General features: G+C 71.4%; 18 protein-coding genes. 15 read left to right on the forward strand and 3 right to left on the reverse strand.

What is annotated here, in order from left to right; genetic code table 11:
* Window positions 1-75 precede the first annotated feature (75 nt).
* The 7 genes from rplS (at window position 76) to FDO65_RS02165 (ending at window position 7,337) form a co-directional block, all read left to right on the forward strand.
* Window positions 76-426, forward strand: a complete 351-nt coding sequence (gene rplS, locus FDO65_RS02135; RefSeq protein WP_137447834.1) for a 50S ribosomal protein L19 — start codon at window positions 76-78, stop codon at window positions 424-426.
* A gap of 372 nt (window positions 427-798) precedes the next feature.
* Window positions 799-1,827 carry a signal peptidase I gene (gene lepB, locus FDO65_RS02140; protein ID WP_137447835.1) on the forward strand — a complete coding sequence of 343 codons (1,029 nt, stop codon included), beginning with the start codon at window positions 799-801 and terminating at the stop codon, window positions 1,825-1,827.
* 6 nt (window positions 1,828-1,833) lie between these two features.
* Window positions 1,834-2,787 (forward strand): ribonuclease HII, encoded by a 954-nt coding sequence (locus FDO65_RS02145; protein WP_240757371.1) that lies wholly within the window; start codon window positions 1,834-1,836, stop codon window positions 2,785-2,787.
* Window positions 2,777-3,097: a DUF2469 domain-containing protein gene (locus FDO65_RS02150; RefSeq protein ID WP_137447836.1), complete on the forward strand. Its 321-nt coding sequence runs from the start codon at window positions 2,777-2,779 to the stop codon at window positions 3,095-3,097. The genes FDO65_RS02145 and FDO65_RS02150 overlap by 11 nt, the downstream gene beginning before the upstream one ends.
* A gap of 41 nt (window positions 3,098-3,138) precedes the next feature.
* Window positions 3,139-3,720: a hypothetical protein gene (locus FDO65_RS21985; RefSeq protein WP_166442003.1), complete on the forward strand. Its 582-nt coding sequence runs from the start codon at window positions 3,139-3,141 to the stop codon at window positions 3,718-3,720.
* 43 nt (window positions 3,721-3,763) lie between these two features.
* On the forward strand, window positions 3,764-6,526 hold the full coding sequence (locus FDO65_RS02160; protein ID WP_137447837.1) for an MGH1-like glycoside hydrolase domain-containing protein: 2,763 nt from the start codon (window positions 3,764-3,766) through the stop codon (window positions 6,524-6,526).
* Window positions 6,519-7,337: a glucose 1-dehydrogenase gene (locus FDO65_RS02165; protein WP_137447838.1), complete on the forward strand. Its 819-nt coding sequence runs from the start codon at window positions 6,519-6,521 to the stop codon at window positions 7,335-7,337. Before FDO65_RS02160 ends, FDO65_RS02165 begins: the two co-directional genes overlap by 8 nt.
* 10 nt (window positions 7,338-7,347) lie before the next feature.
* On the opposite strand, the gene FDO65_RS02170 is transcribed toward FDO65_RS02165, so the two are convergent.
* Entirely contained in the window at window positions 7,348-7,974 is a 627-nt protein-coding gene (locus FDO65_RS02170; protein WP_137447839.1) for a YitT family protein, read from the reverse strand.
* 102 nt (window positions 7,975-8,076) lie between these two features.
* Between FDO65_RS02170 and FDO65_RS02175 the strand changes: the two genes are divergently transcribed.
* Window positions 8,077-8,574 carry an Lrp/AsnC family transcriptional regulator gene (locus tag FDO65_RS02175; RefSeq protein WP_137447840.1) on the forward strand — a complete coding sequence of 166 codons (498 nt, stop codon included), beginning with the start codon at window positions 8,077-8,079 and terminating at the stop codon, window positions 8,572-8,574.
* A 53-nt stretch (window positions 8,575-8,627) separates the two neighbouring features.
* Window positions 8,628-9,014 carry a hypothetical protein gene (locus FDO65_RS02180; RefSeq protein WP_137447841.1) on the forward strand — a complete coding sequence of 129 codons (387 nt, stop codon included), beginning with the start codon at window positions 8,628-8,630 and terminating at the stop codon, window positions 9,012-9,014.
* Here the strand turns inward: FDO65_RS02180 and FDO65_RS02185 are convergent.
* Window positions 9,007-9,579, reverse strand: a complete 573-nt coding sequence (locus FDO65_RS02185; protein ID WP_137447842.1) for an NYN domain-containing protein — start codon at window positions 9,577-9,579, stop codon at window positions 9,007-9,009. The genes FDO65_RS02180 and FDO65_RS02185 overlap by 8 nt on opposite strands.
* 167 nt (window positions 9,580-9,746) lie before the next feature.
* Here FDO65_RS02185 and FDO65_RS02190 point away from each other — a divergent pair, with 167 nt between their 5' ends.
* The 3 genes from FDO65_RS02190 to FDO65_RS02200 are packed head-to-tail and all read left to right on the forward strand — an operon-like array spanning window position 9,747 to window position 12,969.
* Window positions 9,747-10,109, forward strand: coding sequence for a YraN family protein (locus FDO65_RS02190; protein ID WP_137447843.1), 363 nt, complete (start codon window positions 9,747-9,749; stop codon window positions 10,107-10,109).
* On the forward strand, window positions 10,109-11,626 hold the full coding sequence (locus FDO65_RS02195; RefSeq protein ID WP_137447844.1) for a YifB family Mg chelatase-like AAA ATPase: 1,518 nt from the start codon (window positions 10,109-10,111) through the stop codon (window positions 11,624-11,626). The genes FDO65_RS02190 and FDO65_RS02195 overlap by 1 nt, the downstream gene beginning before the upstream one ends.
* Before the next feature lie 29 nt (window positions 11,627-11,655).
* Window positions 11,656-12,969 (forward strand): DNA-processing protein DprA, encoded by a 1,314-nt coding sequence (locus tag FDO65_RS02200; RefSeq protein WP_137447845.1) that lies wholly within the window; start codon window positions 11,656-11,658, stop codon window positions 12,967-12,969.
* On the opposite strand, the gene FDO65_RS02205 is transcribed toward FDO65_RS02200, so the two are convergent.
* Window positions 12,902-13,468 carry a maleylpyruvate isomerase family mycothiol-dependent enzyme gene (locus tag FDO65_RS02205; RefSeq protein ID WP_137447846.1) on the reverse strand — a complete coding sequence of 189 codons (567 nt, stop codon included), beginning with the start codon at window positions 13,466-13,468 and terminating at the stop codon, window positions 12,902-12,904. The genes FDO65_RS02200 and FDO65_RS02205 overlap by 68 nt on opposite strands.
* Before the next feature lie 39 nt (window positions 13,469-13,507).
* On the opposite strand from FDO65_RS02205, the gene FDO65_RS02210 reads away from it, so the two are divergent.
* From FDO65_RS02210 to FDO65_RS02220, 3 genes are read left to right on the forward strand one after another with little or no spacing between them, the layout of a single operon-like run.
* Entirely contained in the window at window positions 13,508-14,386 is an 879-nt protein-coding gene (locus FDO65_RS02210) for a helix-turn-helix domain-containing protein (RefSeq protein WP_137447847.1), read from the forward strand.
* Between the two features lie 52 nt (window positions 14,387-14,438).
* Window positions 14,439-15,056 (forward strand): protein-tyrosine phosphatase family protein, encoded by a 618-nt coding sequence (locus FDO65_RS02215; RefSeq protein WP_137447848.1) that lies wholly within the window; start codon window positions 14,439-14,441, stop codon window positions 15,054-15,056.
* Window positions 15,053-16,042, forward strand: coding sequence for a tyrosine-type recombinase/integrase (locus tag FDO65_RS02220; RefSeq protein WP_137447849.1), 990 nt, complete (start codon window positions 15,053-15,055; stop codon window positions 16,040-16,042). The genes FDO65_RS02215 and FDO65_RS02220 overlap by 4 nt, the downstream gene beginning before the upstream one ends.
* The last annotated feature ends 2 nt before the right edge of the window (window positions 16,043-16,044 follow it).

The following is a 16,044-nucleotide window of genomic DNA, read 5'->3' on the forward strand; positions in this document are numbered from 1 at the left end:
CGAGTACGGGGCAGGCGTCTGCGCGCACCTGCCGACCGATTGCCCCGCCCGGATGCCACACGAAGGACCATCACGATGAACACGCTTGATTCGCTCGACGCCGCCTCGCTGCGGTCCGACATCCCGGAGTTCCGCGCCGGTGACACGGTCCGCGTGCATGTGAAGGTCATCGAGGGCAACCGCTCCCGTATTCAGGTCTTCGCCGGGCACGTCATTCGTCGCCAGGGCGGCGGCATCCGCGAGACCTTCACCGTCCGCAAGATCAGTTTCGGTGTCGGCGTCGAGCGGACCTTCCCGGTCCACTCCCCGAACCTGGAGAAGATCGAGGTCGCGACCCGCGGTGACGTGCGTCGCGCCAAGCTGTACTACCTGCGCGATCTGCGCGGCAAGGCGGCCAAGGTCAAGGAGAAGCGTCCCGGCCGCTGAGCCGCAGCGAGCGAGCACCCGCAGGCGCCCCTGGGCGCCGAGGAGCGGAGCGAAGCGCGAGGCGAAGGTCTGCGCTGAGCCGCAGCGAGCGAGCACCCGCAGGCGCCCCTGGGCGCCGAGGAGCGGAGCGAAGCGCGAGGCGAAGGTCTGCGCTGAGCCGCAGCGAGCGAGCACCCGCAGGCGCCCCTGGGCGCCGAGGAGCGAAGCGAAGCGCGAGGCGAACGTCTGCGCTGAGCCGGAGCTGAAGCACCTGAACCGCCCGGAGCCTGTTGGCTCCGGGCGGTTCGTCGTTACGACGCCGGCGTGTCGTATCGGGCGACCGATGGGTGCGGCGGGCCCGTTCCGCCCGGCGGGCGACGTAATCTGACCGTGATGAGCGAGCAGCAGGGGCCGGGGGGAACAGCGGACGGCCGAGGGCGGGAGCCGGTCCGCCGGATCGTCGACGACGAGGATCTGGAGGACGTGCCGACCCGTCGGCAGACGGAGTCGCAGTCCGCGGCCGATCGGTTCTTCGGCGAGCCCCGGCCGGCGGCGACCCCGGCGAGTGCCGCGCCTGCTGACTCCCCGGCCCCGTCGTCCCCGCCGCCGGCCGCCGAACCGGCTGTCCCGGCCGCGGCCGCCGCGACCACGACGGAGCCAGTGCGGCGGGAGAAGAAGCGTCGGCCGTTCTGGGTGGAACTCCCCGTCCTGCTGGTCGTCGCCTTCGCGTTGACGTTCCTCATCCAGACGTTTCTGGTCAAGGTCTACTACGTGCCGTCGGGTTCGATGGAGACGACGTTGCACGGCGCCAGTTCCGGGGGCGATCGCATCCTGGCCAACAAGGTGCTGTACGACTTCCGGGACCCGAAGCCGGGGGAGGTCGTCGTGTTCGCCGGTCCGCCGAACTGGACACCGGAGACCCGGATCGCGCAGCCGACGAACTGGTTCCAGTCGTTCCTGCAGTCCGCCGGTTCGGTGGTCGGCATCGCCCCGCCCAACGAGAAGGATTTCGTGAAGCGGGTGATCGCCAGCGGTGGGCAGACGGTGCAGTGCTGCGACGCCCAGGGGAACGTGACGGTGGACGGCAAGCCGCTGGACGAGCCCTACATCTACGAACCGCTGGCGTTCACTCCGGGTGAGCTCGACTGCACCACCGTCCCGATGTCGCGCCGCTGCTTCGGGCCGGTGACGATCCCGTCGGGGCAGCTGTGGATGATGGGCGACCATCGGTCCAATTCGGCGGATTCCTCGTACGGCTGTCAGGGCATGCCGGCTGATTCCGGCGCCCAGTGCCAGGGGCCGGTGCCGGTGGACGACGTCATCGGCAAGGCCGTGTTCATCGTGATGCCGGTGTCCCGGTGGGGGACCATCGACGATCCCGACATCGACGCCCAGGCGGGCATCCCCACTCCGGGTGGCTGACCGCAGGTGACTGATCTGATCGACACCCGATGGGGTGACCTGGATCTCGGTGACCCGGTCGCCGACGTGGAGGCGAGCCCGCCGCCGGCCGATCCGGTGCGGCGGAACCCGCCGGCCGTCCGGAGCCGGCGGTCCCCGGCGGCCCGCAAGGGCGCCCCGGTGGTCCGTCGCCCGCATCTGCGGGTGGAGAAGGAACTGTTCCGTTCCGGCGGCGTGACCCGGCTGGCCGGGATGGACGAGGTCGGGCGGGGCGCGTTGGCCGGCCCGGTCACCGTCGGCGTGGTGGTCGTGACCCAGACGGTCGGGCGGGTCCCGACCGGCCTGCGGGACTCCAAGCTGCTCACCCCGGCCGCGCGGGACGCCCTGGTTACCCCCGTACGCCGGTGGGCCGCGGATTTCGGCGTCGGCCATGCCGGCCCGGAGGAGATCGACGAGCACGGCATCATGGTCGCGTTGCGGCTGGCGGGGGAGCGCGCGCTGGCCCAGCTCGCCGCACCGGTGGATGCGGTCCTGCTGGACGGCAACTACAACTACCTCACGCCCCGTCGGCCGGCCGGCACCGAGGACGACGGCCCCGATGGAGACGCCGAGGGCTTGTTCGACGCGCCCGCCGTCACCGGTCCGGCGGCTCCGGCCGTCCACGTGCGGATCAAGGCGGACATGACGTGCGCCGCGGTCGCCGCGGCCAGCATCCTGGCCAAGACCGAGCGGGACCGCCTGCTGGTGGGTCTGGCCGAGCGGCATCCGGCCTACGGCCTGGAGATCAATAAGGGCTACTGCACGCCGGACCATTCGGCGGCGCTGCGGCGCTGGGGTGCGTCCCCGGTGCACCGCCGGAGCTGGCGGTTGCCCGGTGAGGACCCGGGCCTGTTCGGCGGATCCGACGTTCCGATCGGATTCGAGGAGGGCCGGGCGGAACCGGCCCCGCACGGAGGGGAGAATCGCCCGCGTGAGCGCTGAGGACCTCGAGCAGTACGAGACCGAGATGGAACTGCAGCTGTACCGGGAGTACCGGGACATCGTCGGGCAGTTCTCCTACGTGGTGGAGACCGAGCGGCGGTTCTACCTGTGCAACGCGGTCGATCTGCAGATCCGCAACCCCGACGGTGACATGTACTTCGAGCTGCGGATGTCGGACGCCTGGGTGTGGGACATGTACCGGCCGGCCCGCTTCGTCAAGAACGTGCGGGTGGTGACGTTCAAGGACGTTAACGTCGAGGAACTGGACAAGCCGGACCTGCGGCTGCCGGAGAACGATCCGTTCGGCTGACGGAGCCCCGTCGATCTCCGTCGGACTGTTACTTTCCGCTCATGCATGATCTCGGATCGTCACGGGCTCGGTGGGTGGTCGGCGGTTCCCTGCTCCTGGTCGGCCTGACGGCTTGTGGCGGCGCCACCGTCAGCACGGTCACCATCACCAACACGGCCACCGTCACGGCATTGGCCACCTCTTCGCCCACCGCGGCCAGCACGTCCGCCGGGACCCGGTCGTCCGGGTCGTCGACCGCGGCGACATCGTCCGCCGGGGCGTCGAGCGCACCGGTCACGTCACCGGCGCTGGAGGCGTCGATGCCGCCGCTCGGATCCCCGGTCCCTACGTCCGCGTCCGAAGAGACGATCCTGACCGTCCGGCTGCAGGCCTACGACCCGGCGACCGGCACGCTCACCTTCGTCCCGCAGGACGTCATCGAGACGGAGGGCGCTGCCACCGCGGTGCTCAGTGATCCGGTCGGAGCCACCCAGCTCACGGCGCAGGTGACCGCCCAGACGAGCGTGAAGTTCGCGCAGTACGGCACGGACATCGCCGCGGCGATCAAGGCCAACGAGGTGTACTGCAACATGGTCCTGCAGGGCTCGCAGGTGTCCTATCTGTGGGAGCTGTACGCGACCTGACGAGAAGTCCCCCCACGTGCCGGACCGACTCGCGGAGCCGTTCATGACCCAGCCCCCGCCCGCTTCCGCGGCCGCCTCGTCGCCCCGCACGGGCGCCGAACAGGACCGTATCGACGCCGCCGACCGCCCGTTGTCGCCCGGCGCGGCCGCCCCGGAGGCCCCGCCGTGGCGGGACTGGGGGCCGTACCTGTCCGAACGGGCCTGGGGGACCGTCCGCGAGGACTACAGCGCCGACGGCGACGCCTGGGCGTTCTTCCCGCACGACCATGCCCGTTCCCGGGTCTACCGGTGGAACGAGGACGGTATGGCCGGCTTCTGCGACGAGACGCAGAACTGGTGTCTGGCCCTGTCGTTGTGGAACGGCGTGGACCCGATCCTCAAGGAGCGGATGTTCGGGCTGACCGGTCCGCAGGGCAACCACGGGGAGGACGTCAAGGAGTACTGGTGGTACCTCGACAGCACCCCGACCCATTCGTGGAACACCTGGCGTTACCACTACTCCCAGCACCCGTACCCGTATCAGCAGCTGCTCGACGTCAACGCGGCGCGGTCCCGGACCGAACCGGAGTACGAGCTGGTCGACACCGGCGTCTTCGACGACGGCCGGTACTGGGTGGTGACGGTCGACTACGCCAAGGCCGACGCGCGGGACCTGCTGATGCGCATCACCGTGGAGAACGCCGGTCCCGACGAGGCCACCCTGCACGTGCTGCCCACGCTGTGGTTCCGCAACACCTGGTCGTGGGAGTACACCGACCATCCGCCGGCGGCAATGCACGCGGTCGGCGACCGGATCGTCGGCGACCACTCCCGGTCGGGGCCGCTGATGCTCACCGGGGGACCGGGCCCGGACGGCGCGCCGCCGGAACCGCTGTTCTGCGAGAACGAGACCAACACCGAGCGGTTGTTCGGCAGCCCGAATGCCGTCGCGTACCCGAAGGACGGCATCAACGACCACGTGGTGTCCGGGGCGGCCACGGTCAACCCGGAGCGGACGGGCACCAAGGCCGCGCTGCACTACACGGTCACCGTGCCGCCGGGCGGTTCGACCGTCCTGCGCGTCCGGCTGGTGGGGGTGCCCCATCCCGCGCTCGACGCCGATGAGGAGGCGCTGCTCGCCGAACCCGTCGACGTCGGTGCCGGTTCCGAGTTCGACGCGGTGATGACGCGACGCCAGGCCGAGGCCGACGAGTTCTACGCGCAGGTCATCCCGGCGCACTGCACCCCGGACGAGACCGCCGTCGCCCGACAGGCTTTCGCCGGGCTGCTGTGGGGCAAGCAGTTCTACCACTACGACGTCCGCCGCTGGTTGGAGGGTGACCCGGGTCAACCCCCGCCGCCGCCCGGCCGCGGCGCGATCCGCAACGGCACCTGGCGGCACCTGAACAACCACGAGGTGCTGCTCATGCCCGACCCGTGGGAATACCCGTGGTACGCGGCGTGGGACCTGGCCTTCCACTGCGTCACGATGGCCCACATCGACCCGTGGTTCGCCAAGGGGCAGCTCGTGCTGCTGCTGCGCGAGTGGTACCTGCATCCGAACGGTCAGCTTCCCGCCTACGAGTGGAACTTCTCGGACGTCAACCCGCCGGTGCACGCCTGGGCTGCGATCCGGGTCTTCGAGATCGACGCCGCCCTGACCGGCGAGCACGACTTCACGTTCCTGGCCCGGGTGTTCCACAAGCTGCTGATCAACTTCACCTGGTGGGTCGACTCCAAGGACCGCAACGCCGACAACCTGTTCCAGGGCGGGTTCATGGGCCTGGACAACATCGCCCCGCTCGATCGCTCCTCGCTGCCGCCCGAGGTCGGGTACCTGGAGCAGGCTGATTCCACCGCGTGGATGGCGATGTACGCCCTCGACCTGCTCGACATGGCGCTGCGGCTGGCCCGTCACGACATCGCCTACGAGGACGTCGCGACGAAGTTCTTCGAGCATTTCCTGATGATCGCGAGCGCGGCCAACCTGTCCGGGCTGTGGGACGAGCAGGACGGCTACTACTACGACGTGCTGCACCTGGCCGACGGTCGCGACGTGCCACTGAAGGTGAAGTCGCTGGTCGGGCTGGTGCCGATCCGGGCCGTGCTGTCCTACGACGTCCGGGTCGACGTGACCGCCCTGCCCGACTTCGCCGCCCGGGCCAAGTGGTTCCTGGCCAACCACCCGGAGTACGGCGACCTGTTCCACACCCACGACATCGGCGACGTCCGCCACCGGCTGTTGTCGCTGGTGCCGCCGGACCGGCTGTTGCGCCTGCTCGAGCACGTCTTCGACGAGCAGGGCCTGCTGTCCGACCACGGTATCCGGGGCATCTCGGCCTGGCACCGGGAGCACCCGTTCTCGGTGGAGGTGAACGGTGTCCGTGCCTCCGTCGACTACGAACCGGCCGAGTCGACCAACAATCTGTTCGGTGGCAACTCGAACTGGCGGGGCCCCATCTGGTTCCCGCTGAACGTGCTGCTCATCGAGGCGATCCGGGACTATGACCGGCTCGCCCCCGGCGACCTCACCGTCGAGTACCCGACGGGTTCCCGGCGGCGGTGCACCGTGGCCGATGCCTCCGACGACATCGCGCATCGGTTGGTGTCGATCTTCCTGCCTGCACCGGACGGGCGCCGGCCGGTGTTCGGTGGGTACGACCTGCTGGCCACCGACCCGCGGTGGCGGGACAACCTGCCGTTCCACGAGTACTTCCACGGCGACACCGGTGAAGGCCTGGGCGCCGAGCACCAGACCGGGTGGACGGCCCTCGTCGCCCACCTGTTGCTGACCACCCCCGCGCGAGAGGACCCCTCCGTTGACTGACGAGAAGACCGACCGAAACACTGCCCCGACTTCAGTTGCCACCGACGCTCTCGCCGGAAAGGTCGCCGTCGTCACCGGCGGCAACAGCGGCATCGGCAAGGCCATCGTGCTGGCCCTGGCCGGTGCCGGCGCGAAGGTCGTCATCGACTACGTCTCACACCCCGAGGCGACCGAGGAACTGGAACGGCAGGTCGCCGCGCTGGGCGACCAATCGGTGGGGGTGGACGCCGATGTCTCCAAGGTCGCCGATCTGCAGACCCTGGTGGACACGGCCGTCTCGACCTACGGCCGGCTCGACATCATGGTCAACAACGCCGGGGTCGAGACCCGCACCGACACCCTGACGACCACCGAGGAGCAGTACGACTTCGTCCTGGACGTCAATCTCAAGAGCGCGTTCTTCGGGACCCAACTGGCGGCGAAGCAGATGATCGCCCAGGGCTCCGGCGGCGTGGTCATCACCATCAGCTCGGTCCACGAGGACTGGCCGATGCCCGGCAACACCGCCTACTGCCTGAGCAAGGGCGGCTCGCGGATGCTCACCCGGACCGCGGCCCAGGAACTCGGACCGAAGGGCGTCCGGCTGGTCAACGTCGGACCGGGCGCGGTGGCCACCCCCATCAACACCTCGACGATGAACGACCCAGCGAAGATGAAGACCCTGGACACCGCGATCCCGCTCGGCCGGATGGCCCAGCCGGAGGAGATCGCCTCGGTGGTCGCGTTTCTCGCCTCCGACGGGGCGGCCTACATCAACGGCACCACGGTGTTCGTCGACGGCGGGTTGATGCATTCCAGCCCTGGGCTGTGACCTGGGGATCTCAGTGGGCCAGGTACCGCCCGGGTCGGTGGTTCAGCGCCAGGACGAGGTTCAGCAGGATCGCCCCGGCCGCGCTGATCAGCACGTTGGTCACCGGGACCACTGCGAGAGCCGCGGTGACGACGGCGATGTCGAGCGTCATCTGGACGTAGCCGGCCCGCCAGCCGCGGCGGTCCTGGAGGATGAGCGCCAGGATGCCGAAACCGCCCAGCGACGTGCCGTGGCGGAACAGGATCAGCAGGGCGACACCCACGAGCAGGTTCCCGACGACCACCCCGGTGACGGGACTGATCTCGCCCAGGGGCAACAGCGCCGGTAGCACGGCGGAGACGGCCGACAGGGCGGCGACCGCGGCGATCGACCGTACGGTGAACGCCCAGCCCTTGGATCGGACGGCCAGGAGAAAGAACGGCGCGTTCACCAGGCAGTACAGAACGCCGAACGGCAAGGCGGTCGAGTAGCTGAGCAGCAGGGCCAGGCCGGCGGTACCGCCGGTCACCGCGTGCGCGGCGCTGAGCAGGTGCACGCCCAGCGAGGCCAACACCACGCCGGTCGCCACGCCCAGGACGTTCTCCACCGGGCTGTGACGGAGCGCGGCAGCGGGGGGAGCGGTCAGAGTGGTGGCCATGCCCACCAGCGTGAACGCGGGCCGCCGATCTGCGCAACACCGCCTCGCGCTGCTGGTCACGGTGTCAGTTTCGGCACTAAAGGTGGAGCAGAATGCTCAGTCATGGCTCCCGCGCACGCCCCCACCCCGGATCCACTCGACGCACGGCTGCTGCTCGCACTGGACGACGAGCCGGACGCGACGGTGCTCGGGCTCTCCCGGAAGCTGGGCATCGCCCGGAACACCGTGCACGCCCGACTGCAACGACTGACGGCCGCCGACGGCCCGGTGCGCGACTTCACCCGGCGGGTCGACCCGGCGGGGCTGGGCTACCCGCTGACCGCCTTCGTGTCCGTCGCCGTGAGCCAGTCCGAGGGGCCCGCGGTGATCGGCCGGCTGCAGGAGCTGCCGGAGGTCGTCCAGATCCACCTGACCACCGGGGAAGCCGACCTGCTCGTCACCGTCGTCGCCCGGGACACCGCCGACCTGCTCCGCGTCACCACCGCGATGCTGAGCGTCCCCGGGGTGATGCGCACCAACAGCACGATGTCGCTCAGCGAGGCCATGCCGTTGCGGGTGCGGCCGTTGCTCGAGCAGCTGGCCGCCGGCGGGCCGCGGTGATCGGGCACCCGCCTGACGGCGTCGTGGAGCCTTCCCCGCCGGAGGGACGGTCCATGCGACGGTCGACGGCCGCTGGCCTCGTGCTGCTGCTGGCGACCCTGCTGACGTCTTGGCTCGTGCTGAACGTCCCGTTCCTGCGGGACCACGTCGTGGTGATCGGCGACGACGTCTGGTCGTTGACCCTCGCACCGATGGTGAGTCTCGTCGTCGCGTTGGGCGTGCTCAACGTGGGCTGGGTCGTGCACGTCGGCCGGATGGCCCCGGGCCAGGCACCCCCCACACCGCCGTTCGGATCCGACTCGTGTGTGATCGGAGCCTTCCGCGCCATCGGCGTCACCGCGCTGATCCTGATGGCGATGGTGGCGGCGCTCATTCCACTCCTGGCCACACCGGGGTGGGGCCCCGACGGGGTGTCGGCGCCCGGTTGCCCGGCTAGTTGAGGAACACCGTCGGGTCGAAGTCGTCGATCGGGATGACCCGGACCCGGGGCAGGGTCACATTGAACGCCTTGACCTGATCCTCCAGATCGAGGATCTCGAGCCCGTGCTCGACCAGTTCCGAGTAGCCGGTGTTGAACAGCTCGCGGAAGCCGACGACGGCGACCCTGCGCTGGCCGTCGATGAGCGGCCGCAGATCCTCCAGGAAATCGCCGTCGTGGCTGACCAGGACGACGTCGGTGCTGCGCTCAGCCAGCGCCTGCAACGTGCGCTGGATCGCCACGTCCACGACCTTGACCTCAGGCGGTCCGGCGAGGATGACCGGCTGGTAGCCGATATTCAGCAGCGCCTGCACGAAGGAGCTGGGCAGCGGAGTGAAGGCCGAGTTGAGGAAGAACAGACCGCTGACCTCGGTACCCCAGCGATCCCGCAGGTGATCCAGCAGGCGCTCCCAGCGGGGACGCTCCTTCGGGTCCGGGCGCCGCCGCAGAATGCTCGAACCCAAGGTCGCGTCGATGTTCTCGCCGTCGACCAGAACGACCGCGGACTCGGGGGTGCCATCTGCCATGTCGACACTTTCTCAGATAGCCATCGGCCCGGCCCACGCCACACGCGAAGTCCCACCCTCCGACACCGGGGGCTTTCGTCCGTCGACCTGTCCACATCCTGGCCGGTGATCCACACCGGGCCGCATCGGGTGGGGCGGTCGGGCCCCTGCAGGCGACCGTGTGCGACATGGCGCAGAAAGACGAATTGGGCCGCCGGGGTGAAGACCTCGCGGTCGCGATGCTGCAGGACCAGGGACTGGTGGTGGTCGACCGCAACTGGCGCTGCCGGCACGGTGAGATGGACATCGTGGCGGTCGACCACGCCCGGTCGACGATCGTCTTCTGCGAGGTCAAGACCCGCAGCGGCGACGGGTTCGGCACCCCCTTCGAGGCGGTCAACCAGGCCAAGCGTCGGCGCTTGCGGACCGTCGCGGCGGCGTGGCTGGCCGACCGCAGCTCACCCTGGGTGCGGACCCGCTTCGACGTCGTCGGCATCCGCTGGCGTGCCGGCGAGGAGCCCACGGTCGAACACCGGGCCGAGGCGTTCTGATGGCCCTGGCCCGCACCTGGGCGGTGGGCCTGGACGGCATCGTGGGCGGCCTGGTGGCGGTGGAGGCCGACCTCGCGGCCGGACTGCCCGGTACGACGGTCATCGGCATGGTCGACGCGGCCATCAGCCAGGCCCGGGACCGGGTGCGCGCCGCGGTGCAGAACTCCGGGATCCGCTGGCCGGACCGTCGCATCACCCTGGCGCTCTCACCGGCATCACTGCGCAAGAGCGGCGCCGGGTACGACGTCGCGCTCGCCGTCGCCGTGCTGGCCGCCGCCGGTGTGGTGCCCGTCAACGCCGTCGAGGCTGCGGTGTTCGTGGGCGAGCTCGGTCTGGACGGTCAGGTCCGGCCGGTCCGCGGGGTGCTGCCCAGCCTGCTGGCGGCCCGGGACGCCGGCCGGACGGCGGCGTTCGTCGCCCGCGACAACCTCGCCGAAGCCGCCCTGGCCGAAGGGATGACGGTGCGGGGCGTCCGCACCCTGACCGATCTGATCGGCTACCTGCGCGGCGACGACGACAACCTGCTCCGACCGCACGACGCCGACGATCCGCCGGTCGGGCGCACCCCGCCCGATCTGGCCGACGTCGTCGGGCAACCCGAGGCCCGGACCGCCCTGGAGGTGGCGGCGGCCGGCGGCCACCATCTGCTGATGATCGGCCCGCCCGGGGCGGGCAAGTCCATGCTGGCCAACCGGCTCCCCGGCATCCTGCCGCCACTGGCGACGCGCGAGTCGCTGGAGGTGACGGCGCTCTACTCGGTGGCCGGTCTGCTGCCGGACGACGTCCCGCTGATGAGCACCCCGCCGTTCGTCGATCCGCACCACAGCGCCTCCATGGCCTCCATCGTGGGCGGAGGAACCGGGACCATCCGGCCCGGCAGCGTGAGCCTGGCCCACCGCGGCGTCCTGTTCCTCGACGAAGCCCCCGAATTCGCCCGCCGGGTGATGGACAGCCTGCGTCAACCGATGGAGGACGGGTCGGTCCTCATCGCGCGGTCCACCCACGCCATCCGCTACCCGGCCCGGTTCCAACTGGTCCTGGCCGCCAACCCCTGCCCGTGCGCCGCCGCCCGCGACCTCGACTGCAGCTGCCCAGGTCTGGCGCGCCGTACCTACCTGGCCCGGTTGTCCGGCCCGCTGTTGGACCGCGTCGACATCCGCGTCGATCTCCCACCGCTGGATCCGGCGAGCCTGATGAGCGGGGAACGGGGCGAGGCCTCGGCGACGGTCGCCCATCGCGTCCGCCTGGCCCGTGAACGGTCCGCGCACCGGTGGCGGGGCACCCCGTGGCGGTGCGCCGCCGAGGTACCCGGCCCGATCGTCCGCCGACACTGGCGGCCCGACCGGGCCGAGGAGGACCTCCTCGAACGGGCCGTACGCACCGGTCGGCTGACCGGCCGCGGCTATGACCGCGTCCTGCGGCTGGCCCTGACCTCCGCCGACCTCGCCGGTCGACCCACCCCCGTCAACCAGGACGTCGTGCTGGCCCTGGCCCTGCGCAGCGGGGAAGCACTGTGACTGCCCCTTCCGGAGCCGGAGTCCGCTCGATGCCCATCACATCCACCACCACCGACGAACTGCTCGCCTACGCCGGGCTCGCGCGGGTCTGCGAGCCGCCGGCCACCGCCCTGTCGCAGTTCGTGACTCGGGAGGGTCCGGTCGCGGCGTGGCGGGCGGTCATCGAACGCCGGGCGCCCCGTCCGGTCCTCGCCGGGTCGGCGGCGCGCGTCGCCGACCTCAGCTGGGACGACGCCCGCCGACAAGCCGAGGCCGACCTGCTCGACGCGGCCCAGGTCGGCGCCGAGCTGCTGACCCCGGCCGACCCGGCGTGGCCGGCCGCGGCGGTGACCGGCCTGGCCGGGGCGGTGGCCCGCGGCGTGACCGGAGCGGCGCCCCCGTTGGCCTTGTGGGTCCGCGGGCGGCTCCCGGTCCGGCTGCCCGCCGACGGGGTCACGATCGTCGGATCGCGAGCCTGCAGTCCGTACGGGCGACGCGTGGCCGGCGAATTGGCCGCCGACCTCGCCGCCCGCGGACGCGCGGTGATCTCCGGCGCGGCGTTCGGCGTCGACACCGCGGCCCACTACGGCGCGCTGATGGCCAGACACCCCGGCGGCCAACCGGCCACCGTCGCCGTCCTGGCCTGCGGGATCGACCGCGCCTATCCGGAGGCGAACCGCGAACTGCTCGACCGGATCGCCGCCGACGGGGCGGTGGTCAGCGAGTATCCGCCCGGGACACGCCCGGCCCGCCACCGGTTCCTGGTCCGCAACCGGCTGATCGCGGCCTTCGGGGCGGGCACCGTCGTGGTCGAGGCCGGCCGCCGGTCCGGCACCCTCAGCACCGCCGCCGCGGCCGATCACCAGGGTCGGCTGGTGATGGCCGTCCCCGGTCCCGTGACCTCCGCGCTGTCGGCCGGTTGCCACCTGTTGCTGGCCGACCGCTTCGCCCACCTCGTCACCGGGGCCGATGACGTGCTCACCGCTCTCGGTGGCCACCGCGCGATCGAACCGGCCCTGTTCCCGGCGACCGACGCCACCGGGGGAGTCAGCGGGGCCCGCGTCCTCGATCGGCCGGGGTCGGACCCCCACCATCCGACCGACGGGCTGGACGCGGACACCGCCCGGGTCTACGAGGCGTTCCCGGCCCGGGAGCGCATCGCCGTCGCCGAACTGGTCAAGGAGTCCGGTCTCGTCGCTCCGACCGTCCTCGGTGCGCTGGCCGTGCTCGAACTGCACGACCTGGCCGAACGGCAGGGGCACCTCTGGCGCCGGTGCCGGCCGGGACGTCGGCCGGTCACCGGTTCCGGCGGCCCATCCGGGCCAGCAGTACGGTCTGCCGATCCGCCCCCGAGGGCGCAGTGACCCCCGGCCGGCAGATGCCCTCCAGGTACAGCGCGTCGCCCCAGGACGCGACACTGTCCTCCAGGTCGGTGATCTCGGCCTCCGACAGGTGGGGGTCGGCGCCGACGGCCGCCGCCAGATCCCAGCGGTGGACGATCATGTCGGGCACGTAGAACCGCAGCAGCGTGTCCCCGACCGTCGTCGGGCCGAAGAAGCCGTCGAACGCGACGTCGGCCGCATCGGGTCGGCGCAGCACGTCCAGCAGCCGGCGGATGTGGTCGTTCCACCGTTGGTCGATCCCAGTGGCCGAGGCGGCCGGGCGCTCCAGCAGGCCGCGGTCGTGCAGAAAGTCCTGTTGGGTGTCGATCAGGTGGGCGATCACGTCCCCGGCGTTCCATCCGTCGCACGGGCTGGGGCGCCCCCAAGCTTCGGTCGGCACGGCGGAGACCATGGCGGTCAGCGGCGCGGCGGCCGCTGTCACCCGCGCAAGAACGGTGGACGGGGTCGCGGTGGTGGTCATGGGTGCGGACAGTAGATGCGGCTGCAGGAGGTGGGATTGATGAAACCCGACAGCTCGGTCGGCCAGCCCGCCCGAGCGGAACGCGACGACCCGGTCGAGCGGGCCCACCTACGAGACCCGGCCGACCGGTCCCACACGATGTACCGCTACCCGGTGACCGACGAGCTCACCGACCTCGTGCGGAGATACTGGGTCCCGGTCTGGTCGGTGCCTGCTGGCCAGGCCGTGGAACAACACGTCCTGCAGTACCCGTGTGCCTTGCTCGTCGTCAGCACCGACTACGCCCGCTTCTACGGTGTCACCGCCGGCCTGTCCCGCACGACGCTCCAGGGGGCCGGTTGGGCGGTTGGTGTCCTGTGTCAGCCGGCCACCGGGTGGCTGCTCACGCGGCGGTCCATGGCCGACTACCGCGACCAGTCCGTCGATCTCGTCGACCTCCTGGGCGACGGCGCCCCAGCAGTGGTGGCGAACGTTCGTGCCGCCATGGCCGCCGACCCGCACAGTCCGGCCGCCCATCAGGTCGCGGTGGCGGCGCTCGCCGCGGTCCTTGCTCCCTGCCTGCCGGTGGATCCCGAGGGCCGGCTGGTGAACGACATCGTCGCCGCGGTCGAGGCGGACACCGGGTGGTCGTCGACCGCACCCGCGCTGGATCGCGTGGCACGACTCGCCGCCCACGTCGGTCTGTCCGAGCGGGCCCTGCAACGAGTGGTCCGGCGCCGCGTCGGCCTCTCCCCGAAGTGGCTGATCCAGCGTCACCGTCTGCATCAGGCCGCCGGGCGGCTGCGAGACACCTGCAGCCCGGCGGACCTCGCCGCCCTGGCCGCCGACCTCGGTTACGCCGACCAGGCTCACTTCACCCGGGACTTCCGCACGGTCACCGGACAGACCCCGGGGGAGTTCGCCCGCCGGTACCGGTGAACCCGACCCGACAGGCCGCTGGAGGAGCCCCGGCCATCGGTACAGTTCGGTCATGAGCGCAGATCCGCGTCGTTCGGCTCTCGTCGACGCGCGTGTCACGGACGCTCCCCAATCCACCGGGCCGGACGCCGTCGTCGCCGATGCACCCCACCCCGATCCGACCCGCATCGACATCGCCGTCGATCCGACCCGCCAGCGCATGGTGGGGGTCACCGCGCACGGGCTGCACGAATTCGACGTGCCCTTCGTCAGCGAGATCGCCGACAATCTGTGGCTGGGCGGTTGTGAGGACGGCCTCGTCCTGCCCGACTTCATCGACCACGTCGTCTCCCTCTACCCGTGGGAGTCCTACGAGGTCCGCCACCGGCTGCGCTCCCGCACCGAGGTCCGGATGCTGGACAGCGTCGACCAGGGCTTCGAGCAGGTCGACGAACTGGCTGCCTGGGTCAACGAGTGCCGAACCACCGGGCCCGTCCTGGTCCACTGCCAGGCCGGACTCAACCGTTCCAGTCTGGTCGCCGCCCGTGCCCTGATGCTGGCCGGCTCGACCGCTGACGACGCCATCGCCACCCTCCGGCAGCGCCGCTCGCCGGCCTGTCTGTGCAACCCGTCGTTCGAGGGCTGGCTCCGCGCGCTGGACGGCGATCGGCCTCCGACCGCCGCGTCATGAGCTCCGTCGCGCCGCCCCTGGAGAACGAGCAGCTGGTCCAGCGCTACACCCGCCACCTCAGCGCCGAACGCGGTCTTGCCGCCGCGACCGTCACCGCCTACACCGCGGACGTCCGCTCGCTGCTCGACCACCTCGACCGCTACCGGGGGACGGCCGCCGGCGAGGTGATCGGTGAGCCGCTGGCCGGCCTGACCCTGGCCGTCCTGCGCAGCTGGCTGGCTCGGCAGCGCAGCACCGGAGCCGCCCGGACGTCGCTGGCCCGCCGCGCCGCGGCCGCCCGATCCTTCACCGCCTGGGCCGCCCGCGAGCACCTGCTGGCGACCGACGTCGGTCAACGGCTCGCCTCACCCGCCCCCCACCGCACGCTGCCGGCGGTGCTGCGCAGCGAGCAGATCACCGCCGTCCTGGACGCCCCGGCCCGCCTCGACACCGATACCACCGACCCGGACAGCGGGGGCCGGACCGGGACGGCCACCGCCGCGGTGGAGCTGCGCGACCAGGCCGTCATGGAGTTGCTCTACGCCACCGCCGTGCGGGTGTCCGAGCTGACCGGCCTCGACCTGGGCGACGTCGACCGCCACCGCCGGGTCGTCCGGGTGCTCGGAAAGGGCGGCAAGGAACGGACCGTCCCGTACGGACTGCCGGCCGAACGCGCGCTCGACCGCTGGCTGACCACCGGCCGCCCACTGCTGGCGGGTACCGAGTCGGCGGCCGCCCTGTTCCTCGGCGCCCGCGGCCGGCGCATCGACCCGCGCACCGTCCGTGCCGTGGTGCACTCGCGAACCCGGGGTCGGGCCGGAGCTCCCGAACTCGCCCCGCACGGACTGCGGCACACCGCCGCCACCCACCTGCTGGAAGGCGGGGCGGACCTGCGCACCGTCCAGGAGATGCTCGGACACGCCAGCCTGGCCACCACCCAGCTCTACACACACGTCACCGCGGAGCGTCTGCGAGCGGCGTACCAACAGGCCCACCCACGGGCCTGAAG

It is taken from the genome of Nakamurella flava (genome assembly GCF_005298075.1).
Classification (GTDB): domain Bacteria; phylum Actinomycetota; class Actinomycetes; order Mycobacteriales; family Nakamurellaceae; genus Nakamurella; species Nakamurella flava.

Coding starts and splice junctions, on each gene's coding strand:
- rplS (WP_137447834.1), top strand. CDS start 76: ATGAACACGCTTGATTCGCTCGACGCCGCCTCGCTGCGGTCCGACATC.
- lepB (WP_137447835.1), top strand. CDS start 799: ATGAGCGAGCAGCAGGGGCCGGGGGGAACAGCGGACGGCCGAGGGCGG.
- FDO65_RS21985 (WP_166442003.1), top strand. CDS start 3,139: ATGCATGATCTCGGATCGTCACGGGCTCGGTGGGTGGTCGGCGGTTCC.
- FDO65_RS02160 (WP_137447837.1), top strand. CDS start 3,764: ATGACCCAGCCCCCGCCCGCTTCCGCGGCCGCCTCGTCGCCCCGCACG.
- FDO65_RS02170 (WP_137447839.1), bottom strand. CDS start 7,974: ATGGCCACCACTCTGACCGCTCCCCCCGCTGCCGCGCTCCGTCACAGC.
- FDO65_RS02175 (WP_137447840.1), top strand. CDS start 8,077: ATGGCTCCCGCGCACGCCCCCACCCCGGATCCACTCGACGCACGGCTG.
- FDO65_RS02180 (WP_137447841.1), top strand. CDS start 8,628: ATGCGACGGTCGACGGCCGCTGGCCTCGTGCTGCTGCTGGCGACCCTG.
- FDO65_RS02185 (WP_137447842.1), bottom strand. CDS start 9,579: ATGGCAGATGGCACCCCCGAGTCCGCGGTCGTTCTGGTCGACGGCGAG.
- FDO65_RS02190 (WP_137447843.1), top strand. CDS start 9,747: ATGGCGCAGAAAGACGAATTGGGCCGCCGGGGTGAAGACCTCGCGGTC.
- FDO65_RS02195 (WP_137447844.1), top strand. CDS start 10,109: ATGGCCCTGGCCCGCACCTGGGCGGTGGGCCTGGACGGCATCGTGGGC.
- FDO65_RS02200 (WP_137447845.1), top strand. CDS start 11,656: ATGCCCATCACATCCACCACCACCGACGAACTGCTCGCCTACGCCGGG.
- FDO65_RS02205 (WP_137447846.1), bottom strand. CDS start 13,468: ATGACCACCACCGCGACCCCGTCCACCGTTCTTGCGCGGGTGACAGCG.
- FDO65_RS02210 (WP_137447847.1), top strand. CDS start 13,508: ATGAAACCCGACAGCTCGGTCGGCCAGCCCGCCCGAGCGGAACGCGAC.
- FDO65_RS02215 (WP_137447848.1), top strand. CDS start 14,439: ATGAGCGCAGATCCGCGTCGTTCGGCTCTCGTCGACGCGCGTGTCACG.
- FDO65_RS02220 (WP_137447849.1), top strand. CDS start 15,053: ATGAGCTCCGTCGCGCCGCCCCTGGAGAACGAGCAGCTGGTCCAGCGC.